Annotated in this window: 18 protein-coding genes; 12 read left to right on the forward strand and 6 right to left on the reverse strand. The window is 60.1% G+C overall.

Annotation, left to right across the window (positions count from 1 at the left end):
* The 10 genes from ABIZ35_RS12585 to ABIZ35_RS12630 form a co-directional block, all read left to right on the forward strand.
* A partial coding sequence (locus tag ABIZ35_RS12585) for a citrate/2-methylcitrate synthase (RefSeq protein ID WP_348220257.1) occupies positions 1-1099 on the forward strand: 1099 nt, incomplete at its 5' end.
* A gap of 232 nt (positions 1100-1331) precedes the next feature.
* Positions 1332-2141, forward strand: a complete 810-nt coding sequence (locus tag ABIZ35_RS12590; protein WP_348220258.1) for a transporter — start codon at positions 1332-1334, stop codon at positions 2139-2141.
* A gap of 63 nt (positions 2142-2204) precedes the next feature.
* Complete coding sequence (locus tag ABIZ35_RS12595; RefSeq protein WP_348220259.1) at positions 2205-2909, forward strand: metal-dependent transcriptional regulator; 705 nt, start codon at positions 2205-2207, stop codon at positions 2907-2909.
* A gap of 14 nt (positions 2910-2923) precedes the next feature.
* Positions 2924-4267: an Nramp family divalent metal transporter gene (locus tag ABIZ35_RS12600; RefSeq protein ID WP_348220260.1), complete on the forward strand. Its 1344-nt coding sequence runs from the start codon at positions 2924-2926 to the stop codon at positions 4265-4267.
* An 80-nt stretch (positions 4268-4347) separates the two neighbouring features.
* Positions 4348-5397 (forward strand): hypothetical protein, encoded by a 1050-nt coding sequence (locus ABIZ35_RS12605; RefSeq protein WP_348220261.1) that lies wholly within the window; start codon positions 4348-4350, stop codon positions 5395-5397.
* A 114-nt stretch (positions 5398-5511) separates the two neighbouring features.
* Complete coding sequence (locus ABIZ35_RS12610) at positions 5512-6408, forward strand: glycosyltransferase family 2 protein (RefSeq protein ID WP_348220262.1); 897 nt, start codon at positions 5512-5514, stop codon at positions 6406-6408.
* Positions 6405-7301, forward strand: coding sequence for a glycosyltransferase family 2 protein (locus ABIZ35_RS12615; protein WP_348220263.1), 897 nt, complete (start codon positions 6405-6407; stop codon positions 7299-7301). Before ABIZ35_RS12610 ends, ABIZ35_RS12615 begins: the two co-directional genes overlap by 4 nt.
* Complete coding sequence (locus ABIZ35_RS12620) at positions 7298-9682, forward strand: O-antigen ligase family protein (protein WP_348220264.1); 2385 nt, start codon at positions 7298-7300, stop codon at positions 9680-9682. The genes ABIZ35_RS12615 and ABIZ35_RS12620 overlap by 4 nt, the downstream gene beginning before the upstream one ends.
* Before the next feature lie 33 nt (positions 9683-9715).
* Positions 9716-10366: a 50S ribosomal protein L25 gene (locus ABIZ35_RS12625; protein ID WP_348220265.1), complete on the forward strand. Its 651-nt coding sequence runs from the start codon at positions 9716-9718 to the stop codon at positions 10364-10366.
* 69 nt (positions 10367-10435) lie between these two features.
* Positions 10436-11584, forward strand: coding sequence for a cysteine desulfurase family protein (locus ABIZ35_RS12630; protein WP_348220266.1), 1149 nt, complete (start codon positions 10436-10438; stop codon positions 11582-11584).
* A gap of 257 nt (positions 11585-11841) precedes the next feature.
* On the opposite strand, the gene ABIZ35_RS12635 is transcribed toward ABIZ35_RS12630, so the two are convergent.
* The gene (locus tag ABIZ35_RS12635) at positions 11842-12405 is read right to left on the reverse strand and encodes an HNH endonuclease (protein ID WP_348220267.1); all 564 of its coding nucleotides are present in this window, start codon (positions 12403-12405) and stop codon (positions 11842-11844) included.
* A 424-nt stretch (positions 12406-12829) separates the two neighbouring features.
* A complete protein-coding gene (locus tag ABIZ35_RS12640) occupies positions 12830-13600 on the reverse strand; it encodes a ZIP family metal transporter (RefSeq protein WP_348220268.1) in 771 nt (256 codons plus the stop codon).
* A gap of 98 nt (positions 13601-13698) precedes the next feature.
* Between ABIZ35_RS12640 and ABIZ35_RS12645 the strand changes: the two genes are divergently transcribed.
* Positions 13699-15423, forward strand: coding sequence for an NFACT RNA binding domain-containing protein (locus ABIZ35_RS12645; RefSeq protein ID WP_348220269.1), 1725 nt, complete (start codon positions 13699-13701; stop codon positions 15421-15423).
* 17 nt (positions 15424-15440) lie between these two features.
* On the opposite strand, the gene ABIZ35_RS12650 is transcribed toward ABIZ35_RS12645, so the two are convergent.
* A complete protein-coding gene (locus ABIZ35_RS12650) occupies positions 15441-15734 on the reverse strand; it encodes a hypothetical protein (protein ID WP_348220270.1) in 294 nt (97 codons plus the stop codon).
* A 96-nt stretch (positions 15735-15830) separates the two neighbouring features.
* On the opposite strand from ABIZ35_RS12650, the gene ABIZ35_RS12655 reads away from it, so the two are divergent.
* Positions 15831-16979, forward strand: coding sequence for an aminotransferase class V-fold PLP-dependent enzyme (locus ABIZ35_RS12655; protein WP_348220271.1), 1149 nt, complete (start codon positions 15831-15833; stop codon positions 16977-16979).
* 4 nt (positions 16980-16983) lie between these two features.
* Here the strand turns inward: ABIZ35_RS12655 and hisA are convergent, their stop codons facing one another.
* The 3 genes from hisA to ABIZ35_RS12670 form a co-directional block, all read right to left on the reverse strand.
* A complete protein-coding gene (gene hisA / locus ABIZ35_RS12660) occupies positions 16984-17745 on the reverse strand; it encodes a phosphoribosylformimino-5-aminoimidazole carboxamide ribotide isomerase (RefSeq protein WP_348220272.1) in 762 nt (253 codons plus the stop codon).
* A gap of 88 nt (positions 17746-17833) precedes the next feature.
* Positions 17834-18175: a P-II family nitrogen regulator gene (locus ABIZ35_RS12665; RefSeq protein ID WP_348220273.1), complete on the reverse strand. Its 342-nt coding sequence runs from the start codon at positions 18173-18175 to the stop codon at positions 17834-17836.
* An 11-nt stretch (positions 18176-18186) separates the two neighbouring features.
* Positions 18187-19683: an ammonium transporter gene (locus ABIZ35_RS12670; protein WP_348220274.1), complete on the reverse strand. Its 1497-nt coding sequence runs from the start codon at positions 19681-19683 to the stop codon at positions 18187-18189.
* Positions 19684-19715 lie beyond the last annotated feature (32 nt).

Genomic DNA, 19715 nt, shown 5'->3' on the forward strand with positions numbered 1-19715 from the left:
GAAATCCGCCATTTGCGATGTCAATGGCAAAGATGGCAAGCTGATCTATTCCGGATATGATATCCACGATCTCGCACAGAATACGACCTTCGAGGAGGTCGTTTATTTATTGTGGAACGGCAAACTGCCGAACCGCGAAGAACTGACCGAACTCAACGCACAGCTCGACGCCAACCGGGCCATTCCCGCCGAAGCGCTTGAGCTGATCAAGGGATTCCCTAAGACCGCAACGCCGATGGACGCCCTGCGCACCGCCGTTTCGCTTCTGGGCTTCTACGATCCGGACCATGGCGACGAAAGCATCGAAGCGAACCGCCGCAAAGCGATCCGTGTCACCGCGCAGCTAGGAACGATCGTCGCCGCGCTGGACCGCCTGCGCAAAGGCGAGGAGCCTCTGGAGCCGAAAGCGGGTTTGGGAACCGCCGGCAACTTCCTGTACCTGCTGAGCGGCGTCGAGCCGAACGCGACCGCCACCAAGGCGCTGGACGTCGCGCTTGTCCTGCACGCCGACCATGAGCTGAACGCCTCCACCTTCGCGGCGCGCGTCACCGTGGCCACCCTGACGGACCTCTACAGCGGCGTCACCAGCGCGGTCGGTACGCTCGCCGGTCCGCTGCACGGCGGCGCCAACATCAACGTCATGCACCTGCTGGAGAAGATCGGCACGCCCGACAAGGCGGAAGAGATCGTCTCCGGAATGCTCGCCGACGGCAAGAAAATCCCCGGCATCGGACATCGTGTTTACCGCGCCCTGGACCCCCGCGCCGTGTCCCTGCGCGAGATGTCCAAGGAGCTGGCGGAAGCCACCGGCGACACCAAGTGGTACGAGATGAGCGAGAAGGTCCAGCAGGCCGCCGACGCCGCGCTGATCGCCAAGGGCAAGACGACGCTTAAGGCGAACGTGGACTTCTACTCCGCCTCCGTTTACCATGTCCTCGGCATCCCGACCGACCTGTTCACCCCCGTCTTCGCCGTCTCCCGCATCGCCGGATGGACCGCGCACATCCTGGAGCAGTACGGCAACAACCGCCTGATCCGCCCCCGCGCCATCTACATCGGACCGCGCGACCTGACGGTCGTTCCGATCGATCAGCGCTAGACACTCTCCCCAAAAAGGAGCAGGCCATTTGGCCTGCTCCTTTTTTATTTGCCTGAACAGCCCTCATCCCCCAGCCCCTTCTCCCAATTCTAGGAGAAGGGGAGCCAGAGTTTTTGAGTTTTCAGATCAGATATTCCAAGCTAAAGGCTTAATCTTCTCTGACTCCCCTCTCCCAGAATTGGGTGAGGGCCTCCGCATTGACAACCACCGCGAACGCAGGTAAGATTTAACCATGGTTAAATTTGATAACAATCGTCCCCGAAAGCGCTCACAGTGGCTTTCTTTGCTTGCGATGACAATCGCCCTGGGAGTGACTTCACTTCCCAGCGCACTGGCGCAGGAGCCAATCATCACCGATCGTCCCGACTACACGGAAAGCGTGGAGACGGTCCCGCCGGGCATGACCCAAATCGAGGGCGGCTACACCTTTACGCAGTCTGACCGTCACAATAACGCACAGTCTTTGGGGGAGCTACTGATCCGCACTGCCATCGGCAGCAAATCGGAGCTTCGGATCGGTCTCAACTCCTTCGATGTGGGGCATGGAGAGAACGGATCGAATTACGGGCTGGAGAACGCCAGCTTGGGGGTGAAGATCGTTCTGCGCAAAGGCGCAGAGGGCGTCGGACTGCGGCGCCCGGCGGTGAGCTTGATCGCCCTCACAACTCTCCCGACCGGCACGGAGGACGAACGCGGAAGTCATTTTCAGCCAACCGTCAAATTGTGTCTTGGATATGCACTCTCTCCACGCATCGACCTGGGCGTCAACGCGAATTACTCCTATGTGAACGATGGCGACGATCGTTATGGCGAGTTTTCTCCAAGCGCCTCGCTCGGCTATGCACTGACGGATCGTGTCGGCAGCTTCTTCGAATATTACAGTTTCCATCCGTTTCGAGACCAGCCCGCGACATATTATCTCAATACCGGGATGACGTATCTGCTCAACGATAATGCTCAGCTGGATGTACGGGTTGGTTCTGGGTTGAACGGCCCCTCGGATGATTTCTTTATTGGGACGGGCGCAGCTGTTCGGTTCTGATTGCCGATCTAATTGCCGCCAATACCGGTTGACATTCTTTAGGAACGCGGGTAAGATTTAACCATGGTTAAATTCGATAGTGGCCGCGCGACGAGTCAAGCGGTGGAAGATTACCTCAAGGCGATCTACAAGCTTCAATCCGTCACGGCTCCGGTCACGACGTCGGCTTTGGCCGAAAAGCTTGGGATTTCGGCCGCTGCCGCTACGAAGATGCTCAAGCAGCTCGATGGGATGCGCTTGATTTCCTATGTACCCTACCATGGGGCAAATCTCACGGACGCCGGACGGCGAATCGCGCTGGAAGTGATCCGGCACCATCGGTTGATCGAGCAGTATCTGCATCAGGCGATGGGGTACGCATGGGATCAAGTAGACGCCGAGGCTGAAAAGCTGGAGCATGCGATCTCCGAGGAGTTCGAGGCGCGCATCGACGAACTGCTGGGATACCCGGAGACATGCCCGCATGGCGACCCCATTCCGCGCGCCGACGGCGTGCTGGTGGACGAGCGGCTGCAAACACTGGGCGAGTGCGCGGCGGGCGACTGGGTGCGGATCGAACGCGTTCGCGATACCGACCCGGCGGTCCTGCGCGATCTGACGCAGCGTCAAATGGGGCTGCACACACAAATTTTCGTTTCCGATCGGCATTCGGACAACTCTCTGACGATTCTCGTCGCCGGTACGCCTCATCTCGTCCATGAACCGATTTCCGCGAGCGTCTTTGTGACGCCGCTGACGGCGGACCAGGCCCCGGCGAATCACGGCTAAGGAACAGAAACGACGTGCAACAAGACATCGCATTGGCGCCCGAGCGCCCTCAAACAATCTGGAACCGACTGCGAGCCTTCGCCCCCTATCTCGGGCCGGCGTTTTTGGTCAGCGTCGGATACATGGACCCGGGTAACTGGGGAACCAACATCGCCGGCGGCGCGACATTCGGCTACGCCCTGCTCTGGGTGCTGCTGCTTTCGAACGTCATGGCGCTGATCCTCCAAATGCTGGCCGCGAAACTTGGGATTGTCACCGGGCGGACACTGGCCGAAAACTGCCGCGATCAATTTTCCACTCCGGCCGCCATCTCGCTCTGGATCGTGGTGGAGATCGCAATGCTGGCCACGGACATGGCGGAGTTTCTCGGCGCCGCCCTCGGATTCAAGATCCTTTTCCACATCCCTCTGTTTCCCGCAGCGCTGATTACCGGCGTGATCGTGTTTCTCGTTCTGGCGATCTATCGGTATGGGTTCCGAGCCTTTGAAGGGATGGTTGTCGCCATGGTGGCGGTCGTCGGCGTCTGTTACGCGATCGAGATCTCGACTGCGGGAACGTTGATCCACTGGGCGCAGGTGCTGCACGGAGTGTTTGTCCCCACACTGCCCGCCAAGCCGAGCTTCGCCCTGGGCTCCGACGCCTCGATCGTGGTGGCCATCGGCATGTTGGGCGCGACCGTCATGCCGCACAACCTCTTTCTGCACTCCGGCGTCATCAAGACACGCGTCGGCATGGAGAACAATGTCGATACTCCCGGCCAAGCGGACGTTCATACACGCAAGATCGTTCGCTTCTCGGTGCTGGACAGTCTTCTGGCGCTCAATATCGCCTGGCTCATCAACTCCGCAATGATCATTCTGGCCGCAGCAACCTTCTTTCGTCATCACATTGAAGTGACCAGTCTGGAGCAGGCGCACGCGACGCTCAAACCCTTGCTCGGCGCCGCCGCGCCGACCGTATTCGGGATCGCGCTGCTCGCCGCCGGTATCTCCTCCTCGGTCACTGGCACACTCGCCGGACAGATGGTCATGGAAGGCTTCCTGCGCCGCGAGTTCTCCGTCATGCTGCGGCGTGGTTTGACGATGGTTCCCGCACTGATCGTCATTTATCTGATGCCGCGCACCGGATGGGGCGACACGCAAATTCTGGTCATTTCCCAGGTCTGTCTGTCCCTGGCGCTGCCGTTCGTCGTGATCCCGCTGCTGATGTTCACACGGCGCAAAGACCTGATGCGAGAGCATGCAAACAAGCCGTTCACGAACTTCATCGCCACGGTTTGTGTCACGATCATCATCGCGCTCAACGTTCTGTTGATCTGGCACACGTTCGGCGGCGCGCTGCCGTTCTCCCAGGGTTAACTCACTATGGGTGCGTAATGTTTAGGGCAACAGGCAAGCGGGTACCTCTTTCATGTCGTTACAACACGGAGGATACTCACATGGCGGTGGAAACAGTTTACGCACTCTTTCAGACGGTCTCGGACGCAGAGCGGGCGATCGGCGCGCTGATCGATCATGGCCTGTCCAGCGAAAACGTCGGCGTGATTACGCGGCGCGCCGCAGAGCAGGATGAAGCCGCTCATGTCCGTCAAGACTTTACGCGTGTGTCGGATACCGCTTCGATTGCGAACGGCGAGGCGGAAGCTGCTTATATCTCCCGCCCCGGCTCTCTTCCGGCGGCGTCCATAGCGGACACACTCACTCCCACGAGCTCCGTGGATACCGCTGAGAACGTGGACGCCGTCGGCAAGATGGGCATCACCACCACCACTGCTGAGGACGCCAAAGCAGGCGCCGCCGTCGGCACGGGCGTCGGAATGGTCGCCGGCCTCCTCGCCGCCGCCGCCGCCGTCACCATCCCCGGCTTCGGTCTTGTGCTCGCCGGCGGCGCGCTCGCCGCCGCCTTCGGCGCGACTGTCGCCACTACCGCCGCCGGAGCCGTCGCAGGCGGCGTCGTTGGATACCTGCGCGATATGGGCATGGCCGAGCACGCCGCCGTGCGATATGGCGACCGAGTGATTGAAGGCGACTACCTGATCGCGGCTAAGATCGATCCCTCAGACTACGACAACATCAAACGTCTTCTGGAGAAATACAACGCGGTCGGGATCGACATCAACGTCAACGCCGCCGGCGAAGCCGTCAGCCAGGAGTGGGGCAACGACGCGGCGCTTCAGCAGTACATGGCCGATACGTCTCCCACCACCATCGTGTCGCCAACGATGCCTCCTGTGGCGAATACCTTTGTCGCCGCCGATCCCAACATCATTGCCGAACCGATCCACGAAGCTCCCATTGCGCCGACGCCCGTGTCGCGATTTGTGACCGAGACCGAGGCCGGGGTTCCCATCGTTCCCGCTCAAGTGCTCACGGAGACCTCCGGTGTGGATGAGACGAACGCCCAGTGGCTCGGCGAAACGCCCGCCGAAGCCGAGTTGCGGCGCGAGCTGGCCGAAGAAGAGCTGATCGCCCGGCATCCGGCGGTTTAGCGAACAAGCTTTATCCACGCAGGAAATTCCTGATTCCTAAACGAATATTCCACTATGGAGACGCCCGCCGCCTTGATCCCAAGCGGCGCGGCGTCTTGACGTCTCTGAGAGACCGTGGAGTCCCTGGTGCTTCTGTCCGTCTGCATCGTCAACTGGAATACCTGCCATTATCTGAAGGACTGTCTCCAGTCTCTGCGGGAGTTTCCGCCGGACGGCGCGGATCTGGAGATCATCGTCGTTGACAATGCAAGCTCCGACGGATCGGCCGACATGGTCCGGTCCAACTTCCCCGAAGTCAAGCTGATCGCCAACTCCGAAAACAACGGTTATGCGGGCGGCAACAATCAGGCGCTGCGCGCCGCGACCGGCGACGCCGTCCTGCTGCTGAACCCCGATGTCGTTCTTCATCCTCACACGCTCACACAAACGCTGACTTTTCTGCGCGAGCATCCCGACGCCGGCGCAGTCGGCTGCCGCCTGCTGTCCACCGATGGGACGACTCAGTCGTCTCTGCGCAGCTTTCCCGATCCCCTCCCCGTGCTCTGGGAATATTTGAAATTTTCCAAGCTGTTTCCCAAAAGCAAAATCTTCGGCGCTTATCGCATGACGTACTACGATTACGACAAGCCCGGTGAGGCCGACCAGCCCATGGGGACGTTTTTGCTGATCCCGCGCAAGACGCTGGATCAAGTTGGCGTGATGGACGAACAGTTCCCGATCTTCTTCAATGAGGTAGACTGGTGTTACCGGGCGAAGCGCGAGCATGGCTGGAAGATCTACTACACGCCGGCGACGCTCACGCATTACGGCGGCGGGAGCACGCGGCAGGCCAAACCGCGTATGATTCGTGAGTCGCACCAATCGCTGCTGCGCTTCTACGAGAAGCACTACCGAAGCAAAACGCCGGCGCTGCTCTACAACGCCATCACATTTGCCGTTCGATGGAATGAAAAACGAATATTGAAAAGGGTTATGTCGGAGCAAGACGAAGCGCCGACCGCAACAACATGACAGATATCGCCGTCATTATCGTCAACTGGAACGCTCAGAAAGATCTGCGTGTCTGCCTCCAGTCGCTCTTTTCCGATCCCAGGCCAAAAGTAGATTACGAAGTGTGGGTGGTGGATAACGACAGCGCCGACGGCTCCGCAGACATGGTCCGCAGTGAGTTTCCGGAAGTGCGTTTGATCGCAAACACCGAGAACACGGGCTTTTCCAAGGCGAACAACCAGGCGATCGCGCAGTCGCAAAGCCACTATGTATTTTTGCTAAACTCTGACGCCTACGTGCATGAGGGCGCAATCGATCAACTCGTCGAGTACGCCGACGCGCATCCGCAGGCCGGCATTATCGGCCCCCGAGTTTTGAATGAAGACGGCACGCTTCAATTCTCCTGCCGGCGCTTCCCTTCGCTCATGGCGGGCTTTTTCCGAAATACGCTGCTTGGTAAGATCGCGCCGCAAAACAAGTACGCCGCCGAATATCTGATGTGGGATATTAGCCACGACAAAGATCAGACTGTGGACTGGATCTCGGGCTGCGCCATGCTGATCCGCCGGACATTGATCGACCGGATCGGCGCGCTCGACGAACGGTTCTTTATGTACTGCGAGGATGTGGACATCTGCCGGCGGACCTGGGAAGACGGATTTGAGGTCCGATACGCTCCAGAGGCCGTGGTGTCTCACATCATCGGCCGCTCAAGCGACAACAATGCAGAGAAGATGATCGTGGAGTTTCACCGCTCCTGGTATGAGTACGACTTGAAGCACCATCCCCACGGCGGACCGGGACGACGCGCCGTGGTTTACTCCGGCCTCTGGCTGCGCGGGGCAGTGCGCATTGCGCGCCGGCGCTCGAACCAGAAGCGTCAGGCCAAAATCCAGCAGGAGCGCGGATCATGACACAGGCCATCGTCGTATTGCTTTCGCTCGTCGCATTTCTTGCGCCGCTGCTGGCCGCCCGTCCGGACGAGCCGATCTGGTCATCGTTTCTAGGAACCGCCGCGATGATCGCGGGGCTGCTCGCCGTTATCGCCTCCTGGCGGCAGTCCAGCACGCTTGGAACGCCGGCCGCGCTGGGCCGCTCGCGCTGGGCGACTGTCGGACTTGCCGTTTGGGTGCTGTTCTCTATCCTCGCGCGCATCGTGCATCAGCATAGCTCCACAGCCTTCCTGGCGCCCATGCTGCGCGGCGGCAGCGCCATTGCGACCGACCTGGCCCTATTTCTCACGGCGTGGTTTCTGGCCACGCGTCACCGCGACGGCCGGTATGTGCTGATGCTGGCGGTGCTGGCCGGTTCGGCGGTCGCGGCGGCGATCGGCGTCCAGGAATACGCCATCCATCTGCGCGACGGGGAAAGCCAGTGGCGCGTATTCGGAACCTCGACCCCCGACTATTTGGCGGGGTATATGGCGATGACGCTGCCGCTGACGGTCGCTCTTATGTTTTCCGCGCCGACAGAGAACCGTCTCCCAGTGCTGCTTGGTTTGATCGCCGTGCTTCAGCTGGCGACGATGCTGACCACGGGTTCACGCTTCGCCATTGTCTCGCTCGCTGTCTCGTTCGCAGTGTTCGCATTTTTCGCGTATCGGCAAAAGAAAGAACGGGACGCCGCCAGTCCCGCTCCTGTCGGTCCAAACAGCCGCGTGGGAACGATTGCCGGCATTGTAGTGACGCTTCTCGTGTTGTCGGTTGTCGCCAAGCCTGTTGTGATGCGCCTGATGCACAACGACGCCAACTCCGGCGCCTTTCGTATCTGGACCTGGAAGGGTTCGGTGCACATGGCGCTCGCCAATCCGATTTTTGGCAGCGGCGTCGGCACATACGTTTACGACTATCCCCGATATGCTTTGACGGGGTTCACGCGTCTCGCCCACAATGGATATCTGCAAATCGCCGATGAGTGCGGCATTCCCGCGCTCGTGCTGTTCCTGGCGCTGCTGGTTTCGCTGATAGCCGCTGTCGTCACCGTTCTGCTGCGTCCCGCCCCGATTGCTGAGAGCGAAGAGCCATCGCGTCTCGCCGCCGGACTGCAGCGCGGCGATGACCGACTGCTCCTCGCGGGCCTTCTTGCAGGCCTGATCGCGGCCATGACGCAAAACCTGATCGACTCGGACTGGTCGGTCTTCTTTATCGGATCGACCTTCTGGATCATTGCGGGTCTTGCCGCTGGAATGGCCCAGCGCGCGACAGGGCTGATGGACGCCGCAAAGCCCGAGAAGCGAGCATCGCTGGGGCTTGCCGGCGTCGCCGCCGCTTTGGTAGCTCTGTTCACCTTCACCAACGGCGTTGGCGCGACATACAGCGCGCAGGCGAAAGAATTGGTCGCGCAAGGCGGCGACGCCGAACCCGCCTACGCCGCCGCCCAAAGCTGGGCGCCGTGGGACGGCCGCAATCTCAGCGATCTTGCGTACAAAGTCTTTTTGACTCGGCAGCATAACGCAAGCCTCGCGGAGACAACGCTGAAGAACGCCATTGCGCTGGAGCCGAGTTATCTCAATTATCGCCGTCTGGGCAATCTGTATAAGGCGACGGGCCGCACCGCCGACGCCGCTATCGCCTATCGGGAAGGATTGCGCCAGGACCCGGCCTCACTCGATCTGCTTCTGGACCTGGCGTCGATCAGCACCCCGGATGTTGCTCTGGACCAGTATCGTATCATCCAGAAGCTTGAGCGAAGCCCAGTCGGTCAGGTGCGGGCGCTGGGAGACATCACCGAAGCGCGCTTCGCGATCGCAAACGCAGCCGTCGCCGACGAATCGCGGAAGCACGGCGACAAGGCGTCCGCAACGGAAGATTATGAGCGCGCCGCCGCCGTGCTGGAAAAATATGCGAAAGAAGGCGGCCAAAGCAATCCCCAGCAGCAGGCGCTGCTGGGCGGCCAATCCGATCCGCAGCGGGAAGAAGATATGGCGAAACTCTATCGCCATGTCTTGGAAGCTCTGTCTGACGTAACCGCCCACAAAAGCGAATATTTGCAGGGCCAGCGCAGCTTCTATTATGAACTTGTGTTCGAAAGCTTGATCGCCGCCGCCTATCAGGCCGTTGGCGATAACGCCAACGCGCTTCAGCATAATGAAACGGCCGCGCGCTCTATTGAAGTCAAATCAGGAACATCCGGCTACCCCCATCCCGAGGGCGATTATCCGATCACGGCGCTTTACGAGACGCTTTTGGACCGGATCGCCGCGCTTTCTCCTCCCGAACAGGCGCCTCAAATCGAAGCACGAAGAACTAAATTTTTGCCGATGATCAAGGGCGTGTTTCAGGAGTCTCCAAAATAGGGCATAATGATGCAGCGAATCAAGGAGATTTCTATGAATATTACGGCAGCCAAGCGCGGCAGCTTGTCCAAAGGCGAACGAAAACTGAGGCTCCGACAGGGGCGTGTCCCCGGAGTCATCTACGGCAAAGGCCTTGAGCCCGTCAACATTGATGTGCCGGCGAAGGCCATCTCACAGATTTTGCTCTCGGAATCCGGCATGAACACGGTTATCGACCTGACCATCGAAGGTGATGCAAAGACGCATACCGTCGTTGTCGACAACCTGGTCCGAAACCCAATCAGCCGCAGCTTCGAGCATATCGGCCTGCACCAGATCAAAAAGGGTGAGAAGATCACCGCGCAGGTCACAGTTCAGCTGATCGGCGAACCCGTCGAAGTGCTGACCCAGGGCGCGCTTCTGGAGCAGATGCTCGAAACCATCACCGTCCACGCCGAGCCGCAGGATCTGCCCGTCCAGCTCGATGTCGATGTTTCCCAGATGAAGCTCGGCGATGTTCTGCACGTCTCGGACCTGCCGCACAACCCGAAGCTGGAGTTCTCCACTTCGGACGACACCGCAATCGCAGCCCTGCACTATTCCAAGACCGCTCAGGCCGCTGAAGCCGACGCTGACGCCGGCGCCGCCGCTGTGGCGGACGCCGCCAGCGCTGCAGCCGCAGCCGCCCCTGCATCTGCTGAATAGTTCACTTCACGCACGACGGCCTGTCCCTTTCGGGACAGGCCGTTTTCGTTTGCCGGGTACAATACCCGCATGCAGTCCCGAATTTACCTCGATCACGCGGCCACCACTCCCATCCGCACGGAAGTCAAAGCAGCCATGGAGCCGTTCCTGGAGCGCGGCGGCTTCGGCAACCCCAGCAGTCTGCATTCCGAAGGCCAGCGGGCGAAACGCGCACTCGACGAGGCTCGCGCGATCGTCGCGGAGTCTATCGGCGCCGAATTTTCGGAGATAAACTTTAACAGCGGCGGAACGGAGGCGGACAACGCGGCTCTCGTGGGCGTCATGCTGGCCAACCGCCGCCGGGGCGAGCATCTTATCACCTCGCAGATCGAGCACGAGGCCGTGCTGCATACCGCACAATTTGTAGAGACACTCGGCTTCGAGGCGACATATCTGGCTCCCAACGCGCAAGGACTTGTCACCGCCGAGCAAGTCGCCGCCGCGCTGAAGCCCGCCACCACGCTCGTTTCGATCATGCATGCGAACAACGAGATTGGAACGGTGCAGCCCATCGCCAAAATCGGCGCTGTCCTGCGCGATCATTCGGCCTATTTCCATTCGGACGCCGTACAGACATACGGCGCTTATCCCCTGAACGTCCACGAACTGGGAGTTGACTTACTTACCCTCTCCAGCCATAAGATCTACGGCCCGAAGGGCGTCGGCGCCCTCTATGTCCGTGACGGCATTTCGATCGAGCCACTGATCCATGGCGGCGGCCAGGAACGCGAGCGACGGGCGGGAACGGAAAATGTCGCCGCCATCGTCGGCTTCGGAGAAGCCGTGCGCTGGATGCTGCGCGAGAGGGACGAGACGACGGCCCGAATGTCTCGTCTTCGCGATCTGCTGATCGGGCTCATTCGGGAGCGTATCCCCGGCGTGATTTTGAACGGCCACCCCACCCTGCGTCTTCCAGGAAACGTCCACTTCTCGTTTCCCAATCTCGACGCCGAATCGCTGCTCGTCAGTCTGGACCTCGCTGGCGTGGCGGCGTCCTCGGGATCGGCCTGTACATCGGGGAGTATTGAACCAAGCCATGTGCTCGCGGCGATCGGCACGGCGTCCGAGGAGCACGGGGCGGCGTTAAGGCTGACGCTGGGACGCGAGACGACGGAGGAGGAAGTTCGGGAGACGGTGGAAAGATTGGCGCGCGTGGTGATTAGGCTGGCGCGGGTGTGAGAGCTCCCTAATGAGAATTGTCGACAATAGCCAGGGCGAGTGATAAAAACACAATCGGCCGGCGGTTAAAACCGCGCCTCCAAGTTCGCAGAAACCCACCGGCGTGGGTTACATAATCCTTGCCTATACCGTCTTAATGTTAGGTCATGTGAGACCCCATCGGTTAGGATTATGCAGTCCGCGCAGGCGGACTTTTGCGTTCTTGGAGGCGCGGTTTCAACCGCCGGCCAATATTGCTGCGGTTGCTCGATCTTAACCTACGCCGTGGCTGCGTACACCCGGTCGCCGCCGACGTCGCCGAAGACGGGCAGGTAGTCGCGCCACACGTCGTTTTTGGTGCCATTGATGTACTTAGTCAGACTGATGTACGGCACGTAACGCGGACGCTTGGGCGGGCGCGCCAGCTTCATGCCCGAGTGCTGAAGAAGTTTGTCCGCCTTGCGCGTATTGCAGCGTCGGCAGCAGGCGACCAGGTTCTCCCACTGCATACCGCCGCCGTGACGCTTGGGCAGGATGTGGTCGATGGTCAAGTCCCGGGACTGGGCGCCGCAGTACTGGCAGGTGTAGTTGTCCCGGGCGAAGATCGACCGGCGGGACAGCTTCAGTTCCGGCAGAGGCCGCTTGACATGGTAGCGCAGACGGAGCACGGACGGGGCCGGAAACGAATCGCCCAATCCCGTCATCAGCTTCGGGCTGTCCGCGCCTTCGTGCACATGCAGCACATCGGCCTTCTCCAGATAAAGCAGCAGCAACGCCCGCCGTATGTTACAAACATTCAGCGGTTCGTAGTCACTGTTCAGTACAAGAACTTCGTGGCTCATAACTCTACAGTCCAGTCCTTTCCGTCATTTCGCGCGCCGATCACCGGGCCGTCAACAAACAAGATATCCGTACAAGGTCAAAAATAAAAAACCCGCTTCGACTAGAGCCGCCGGGAGGCGGGACAGTCAAGCGGGTCAGCATTCAAACACTGGTGGGCATAGCGCGTGCACGTGCCGATGGAGGCGAACGTGGTAGAGCGCATGCCGATGCCGCAAGCAGTCCCCATGGTCTCGCGCTTGAATCCAAGCGCGATGACGGGCGAGAGACCAATCCTTATCAAAAGTTGTGGGGAGGACGGAACTCACGTCTCTCATAGCTTGCAGCTCTCCAAAAATACTATTCGACCTTTGAGAGAGTATAGCCTGTAAATTCGACGAGAGTCAAGCTTGCTTGAACGAATTTGAGGAAAAAAGAGGAAGGAGCTTAGAAACCGTGGACGTGGATGGTCCAGAGGAGCGCGGCCGTGACCGAAAAGGCGATTCCGCTTCCGAGCAGCAAAGGCCGCCGCCGGGCCGCCGCGATGGAGCCGTGCGCGAAATCCTGGAACGTCGTGCCGACCAAAAACAAGAACCCGCCGCCGACATGCGCAAACAGCAGCCCGAACCAGCTCGCCGGAATGGCGATCAGGCGCTGGACGCCCAGCACCCCGCCAATCAGAGTCGTGGACTCTACCAGAATCGCAAATAAAAGCGCGCGCCGAGCCGTATGTCCCGCTCCCAGCAGATACAGCGCCAGGGCCATCCCTTCCGGCACTTTATGGAACGAGACGGCAATCAGCACCGGGAGATTTGCGCCGTGTGTCCCCTCGCCGCTCACCGCGATGGCGACGCCGTCCATGGCGCAGTGAATAGCGAGCGCCACCATCAAGAGGATACTAGAGCGGCTCCAGCGATCCGCCGTGACTTCGTCCAGCATGCTCGTGGAGCACGCCGGGCAAAGATGGGCCACATAGTGCGAAATCAGCCAGAATAGTCCGTAGCCGCTCACGGCGGCGATAAGAAAGGCGGGCCAGGAAAGCTCCGACTTGGCTTCCGGCAGGATATCAAACAGCGTGACGGCGAGCAGAACGCCGGCGGCGCAGTAAACCAGGGTTGTCAAGCGGCCGCGTCCACCGCGCCCCATGCCGACGCCCAGCGCCGCGCCGGCGAATGCCGACGCCGTGGCGACGGCCAGCTGAAGAAAAAGCAAGTACATAGAGTTTCCCGGCTAAGATCATACCCGTTCCATCCGGGGCATGTCAAAACCCCACCGGGTATAATAAGGACAGCCAAGACCGGCGAAGTTGGGAAGCCATGATTTTCGATGCACTGATGTTAGCCGCCGTGACCGATGAAATCTCCAAAACCGTCACCGGCGGACGGATCGAGCGGATTTCGCAGCCGTCGCCGCTGGACCTCGTATTACGGATCTACAATATGGGCGCGAAGCACGACCTGCTGCTCTCGTGCGATCCCGATCACGCACGCATCCACTTCACGTCGCTGCGCCGGGATAACCCACCTCAGCCTCCCGTGTTCTGCATGCTGCTGCGCAAGTATCTGGACGGCGCGCGCGTGGTCGCCGCCGACATGCCGAGCGGACTGGGCGAGCGGATCTTCGTTCTGGAGTTTCGGACCTACGACGGTGAGACCATGACGCTGATCGCCGAGATCATGGGGCGCCACAGTAATTTAATCTTAGTGAACGGCTCGCACATGATCCTGGGCGCGGCCAAGCATATTGGGAGCGATATCAACCGATTTCGCGAAGTGCTGCCCGGCGTCAAGTACCACAAGCCGCCCCGGCAGCTGGGAAAACGCAGTCCACTGGAGGCGTACGAAGGCGACGCGGAGACGGAGTACGACGCGCCGAGCGGAGCAGACTGGCTCGTGGCGACTTACGGCGGCGTCAGCCCGTTTCTTGCCCGTGAAGCCGTCGCCCGCGCGACGCCGCCATATACCGAGCGATCGCTCTGGTACGGCCTCAACGATGCGCTGAGCGTGCTGCGGGTGGGAGACTGGGCGCCGATTATCTGGACAGACGATCGAGGCGTCACCCAGGGCGCCTACCCTATTCTCCTGCAAACCGTGCCCGAGCGCTTCCAGCATCGCCGCGACTCGATCAGCATCGCCATCGATCACGCCTCGTCGTCGATCGAGCGTCTTGATACGCTTACGCAGGCGCGCAGCACGCTCCAGGCGGCGCTGACAAAGATACGCAAGCAGCGTGACCGAGACCTGGAAGACATTGACCGGGGATTGAAGAACGCGGAGCGCGCGGACGAATACCAGCAAAATGGCGATATCATTCAGGCGAGCGCGCACGCGATCGTGAAGGGCCAGACGTCGGTCACCTCGCCGGACTACTATTCGGAAACGTCGGACGCCATGCGGACGATCACGCTGGACCCGACTCTGTCCATACGGGAAAACGCGGAGCGCTATTACAAAAAGGCGCGCAAGGCGCGTGACAGTGTCCAGGCGCTGGAATCGAGGCGGGGGACGATTGTTGCGGATATCCTCGCCATCGCCTTGGCGCAGACGGAACTTGACACAGCGACGATGGAAGAGACCGTGGAGGCAATCCATGAACGCCTCGGCGAGCGCTTCTCGCTGCGCGAATCCCGGCAGGGAGCGGATAAAGGCGATCGCCGAGACGCGCCTCCCCCTTACGAGGGACACAAGATCAAGACCTATCGGTCGGCGGACGGCTGGGAGATTTTGGTGGGGGAAAACGCGACGGCGAACGACTACCTCACGACGAAGGTCGCCACCTCTTCGGACATCTGGCTGCACGTGCGCGCCGCAACGTCGGCGCACGGCGTCATCCGTTCACAGAACCGGCCGGCGAGCGTCTCCCCCGCCGCGCTGCGCCACGCAGCGGAGCTGGTGGCGGCGCGCAGCGAGGTCAAGCACTCGTCGCTGATTCCGGTGGACTACACTTTGAAGAAATACGTGCGTAAGCCCCGCAAGAGCGCTCCCGGTCAGGTGACGTACAATAACGAGAAAACGCTCTATGTCGCGGGAATCAATGGGTAAACGTCGCGCAGACGAGTTTAGTGATTTCGAATGCGTCCGCGAGTATCCTCGTGTTCCTTATTGTCTTCGTCCTTCATGATACGGACGGCGCTGGTGTAGGACTTCACCAGGGGATGGCGCATGAAGACTTTTTCGATCTTCGCCAGCTCTTCTTCCAGGGCGATCGTGGGCTGATCGCGCAAACGACACAGCATGCCTCCCAGAGACACTCGCCCATTGGTGACTTGGATATCGAGACGCGTGGTGTCAACCGGTCGTTTGCCGAACTCGCGGCGGATGTTGCGAATCAGCTCTGCGTCCAGAGAGTTCATAATTACACTCCTTTCATTGACAGGTATACTTCCATTATACGCGCCCCCCACGGAATATAGCAAGCGGCATAGCATTTAGTCGCAGGAAGGCCCAATATGCCCGTTTCCTTTGCCTTAGAACTTTACCGAAACATCCAATTTCAAAACTCCATCGCCAACGGAATCTATCTCAATCACGCCGCCGTTTCGCCCAGCGCCCGCCGGGTCGTGGACGCAGTCACGGAAGCCATCACGTTTTCCAGCCTCGATCCGGAAGCGTGCTTTATGGAGAAGTTTTTCCCCGCATGGATCGGCGCTCGCAAGCGTTTGGCCGCTCTCATGGGCGTGCCCGATCAGGATCTCGCCTTTACCCGCAACACAGGACACGCTCTTTCGATTGTCGCCGACGGGCTGATCCTCGAACCCGGCGACAATGTCGTGATGGCTTCGTGCGAATATCCCGCCGTGACGTATCCCTGGATGGCGCAGGCCTGGCGCGGCGTGGAAACCCGGCTCGTGGCGCCGAACGCCGATGGGACACTCTCCCCGGAACTCTTCTCCGCGTCGATGGACAGCCGCACACGTGTCATCGCTCTCTCCTGGGTCCAGTTCACGACTGGTTACCGCGCCAACCTTGCCGAGTTTGTGAAACTGGCGAAGGCGCACGATGCGATCTTGATCGTCGACGCCATTCAAGGCCTGGGAGCGCTGCCGCTGAACGCTGGGGAACTGGACATCGACATCGTCGCTACCGGTTCGCACAAGTGGCTGATGGGGCCGCATGGCTGTGGGGGGCTTTACATCAAGCCGTCGCTGCTGGACCGAATCCATCTGGTCAACATGGGCGCCGTCAGCGTCGTCAACGTCACGGACTTCGACGGAACCCGCTTCGAGCCTAAGCCCAACGCACAGCGCTACGAAGAGGGAAGCCCGAACGGTCTTGGCCTGGTGGGTCTGGACGCGGCTCTCTCTCTGCTGGAAGAAGCGGGCATTGAGAATATCGCCGAGAGCGTACTTTCGAACTCAAAGCACGCTGCGGAAGCCGTGGCGAATCGAGGATACGTCCTTGATTCCCCGACCGATGACGCCGCGCGCTCCGGAATCGTCATGTTCCACCACCCCACCCGTCCCGGCCAGGAAGTGGTGGAGGCCCTGAAAGCCGCGCGTATCTCCGCCAGCCTCCGCGCGGGCCTTGTGCGCTTCTCTCCGCACTTCTACAACACACACGAAGACATCGACGCCGCCGTGGCGGCGCTGCCGGCGTAGGGGCCTATCGTCGACCTAATGCAGCCGCGTATTCGTATTGGATCAAAGAACCTCCGAAAATGTCCAGGGCGCTGCCGATCGTCAGATCGACGCGCCCCCCGGACAATTGGTCCACAAACGCGATGTCGGTCAAATCCTTCGCTCCGCCGGCGTAAGTCGTCGGCAGTGGCGCCCACTTTCCTAAAAGCGTGACTAATTCTTGATCGATCCCCCGGCATTGCCCTTCGACATCAGCAGCATGGATCAAAAACTCAGCGCAATATTCGGCAAGGCGCTGGAAAAGCTCGCCGCTCAATACCACGGGCAGAACACGCGTCCAGCGGTCGACGGCGATATGATAGGCGCCGTCCTCACGCCGGCGGCAGCTGAGGTCCAGCACCAAGCGCGCTTTACCCACAGCGTCGCGCATGGCGCTGAGACGCTCCCAGGACAACTCGTCTTTCGGAAACAGATAACTTGTGACGATGACGTGTGAGGCGCCGGCGTCGAGATAGGACGCAGCGTTGTCGGGGGTGACGCCGCCGCCGAGCTGCAGGCCGCCGGGGTAGGCGCGCAGGGCTTCCAGGGCGGCGTCTTCGTTGCCGGGGCCAAGCTTGATCACATGGCCGCCGCGCAGACCATCCCGGCGATACATTTCGGCGAATTCCGCCGGGGCGCGCTCGGATTCAAAGTTCGTCACGACTCCCTGTCCATCATCGGAAAGGGTGCCGCCGACGATCTGCACCACACGACCGCCGCGCAGGTCGATACAAGGGCGAAACGCCATTTCAAAATCCTCCGGACGGACATTATACCAGACGAAAAAAAAGGACCGCGCACGAAGCGCGGCCCTGAGTGGAGTTTATTCGGATCTGTTAAGAGATTGCGGTGTCGCCGCGCTCGCCGGTACGGATGCGGATCGCTTCCAGAACGGAAGTGACGAAGATCTTTCCGTCGCCGATCTCGCCGGTACGGGCCGCGCCTTCGATCGCTTCCACGACGCGCTCCTGCTCTTCGTCGCGAACGACGACGATCAGCTGCACTTTCGGGAGCAGGTTCACCTGATATTCGGAGCCGCGGTAATGCTGGGTGTATCCCTTTTGCTTACCGGCGCCCTTGATTTCAATGACGCTGATTCCGCGGACGCCGAGTTCGTCCAATGCGGACTTGACTTCATCCAGCCGGCTTGGCCGGATAATGGCTTCAATGCGAACCATAGTGTTTCTCCTTAATCCACGCCCGCGAAGGCCGGCACCGTGGAGGTATCGCTTGAATAGCCAACCTCGCCGTGTTCCGTCACGTCCAGGCCGTTCTCTTCATCATCCGTGCTTGTCCGCAGTCCGCCGGTGACGAGACCAACGAGCTTACCGATGACAAGGGTTCCAACAATTGCCAGAACAGCCGTAATGATAACAGCCTCGATCTGGACGATGACCTGATGAGCGCCGCCGCCGTAGAACAGGCCGTTCTGTGCGCCAAGGAGCTTCGAGTCAGTGATGGCAGAGTTGACCTTATCCGTAGCGAACAATCCCGTAGCGACCGCGCCGAACATACCGCCGCATCCATGGATACCGAAGACATCCAGAGCATCGTCGTACTTGTTCAGCTTGTTCTTCATCTGGATCGCGGCGAAGCAGATCGGGGAAACCAGAAGTCCGATAATCAGCGCGCCCTTGACATCAACAAAGCCGCAGGCGGGAGTGATGGCGACCAGACCGGCGACCGCTCCCGAGCCGAAGCCCAGAGCGCTCGGTTTCTTATACTTGAACCATTCGATCATGATCCACGACATCGCCGCAGCGGCTGTCGCAATATGCGTATTGATGAACGCCTGTCCGGCAACGCCATCAGCGGCCAACTCAGATCCGGCGTTGAAGCCGAACCATCCGAACCACAGAAGCGCAACGCCGGTGAGGACCATCGGCAAGTTGTGCGGGCGTAACTCTTCGCTGCCATGCCCTTTACGCTTGCCAAGCATGAATGCGAGAACCAGAGCGGAAACACCGGAGGAAATGTGAACAACAGTACCGCCGGCAAAATCCAAAGCGTGGAGCTTTGTACCGATGAAACCAAGTCCCCAAACCATGTGCGCCAGCGGATCGTACACGAAGGTCGCCCACAGCAGGATGAACAAGCAGTAAGCGCTAAACTTCATACGCTCCACAACGGCGCCGGAAATCAGAGCGGGGGTGATGATCGCGAACGTCATCTGAAACATCATGAAAATAGTGTGCGGGATCGTTGTACCAAACGATGGATTGGGATCCGCTCCCACGCCATTAAGGAATGCATACTGCATTGGATCGCCGATAAAGCCGCCTTTATCTGCTCCGAATGCAACCGAGTAGCCCCAAAGAGCCCACTGTACACTGATAATACCCAGAGCAACAAAAGACATCATCAGCGTGCTGAGGATGTTCTTAGACCGAGCCAACCCACCGTAGAAGAACGCCAAACCGGGCGTCATCAGCATAACAAGAGCGCTGGCGACGATCATCCAGGCGGTGTCGCCTTTGTCGATTGTCGGGGCGGCAGGGGCTGCGGCGGCGGGAGCTGCGGCGGATTCCACCGGAGCGGTGGACATGGCGGGAGCAGCAGGCGCGCTGGCGGCCGGAGCCGTGGCGGGACCTGTGGGTGCTGTAGACGGGGCCTGTGCGAAGGCCGTGAACGAAAGGGAAATGAGCGCCAGCGCTGTAAGCGCCGGACGCCAAAGGCGTAGTTTCACGAAGCATCCTCCTATCGGTGACATGAGATCAA

This window comes from Capsulimonas sp., from assembly GCF_039929585.1.
Taxonomy (GTDB): Bacteria; Armatimonadota; Armatimonadia; order Armatimonadales; family Capsulimonadaceae; genus Capsulimonas.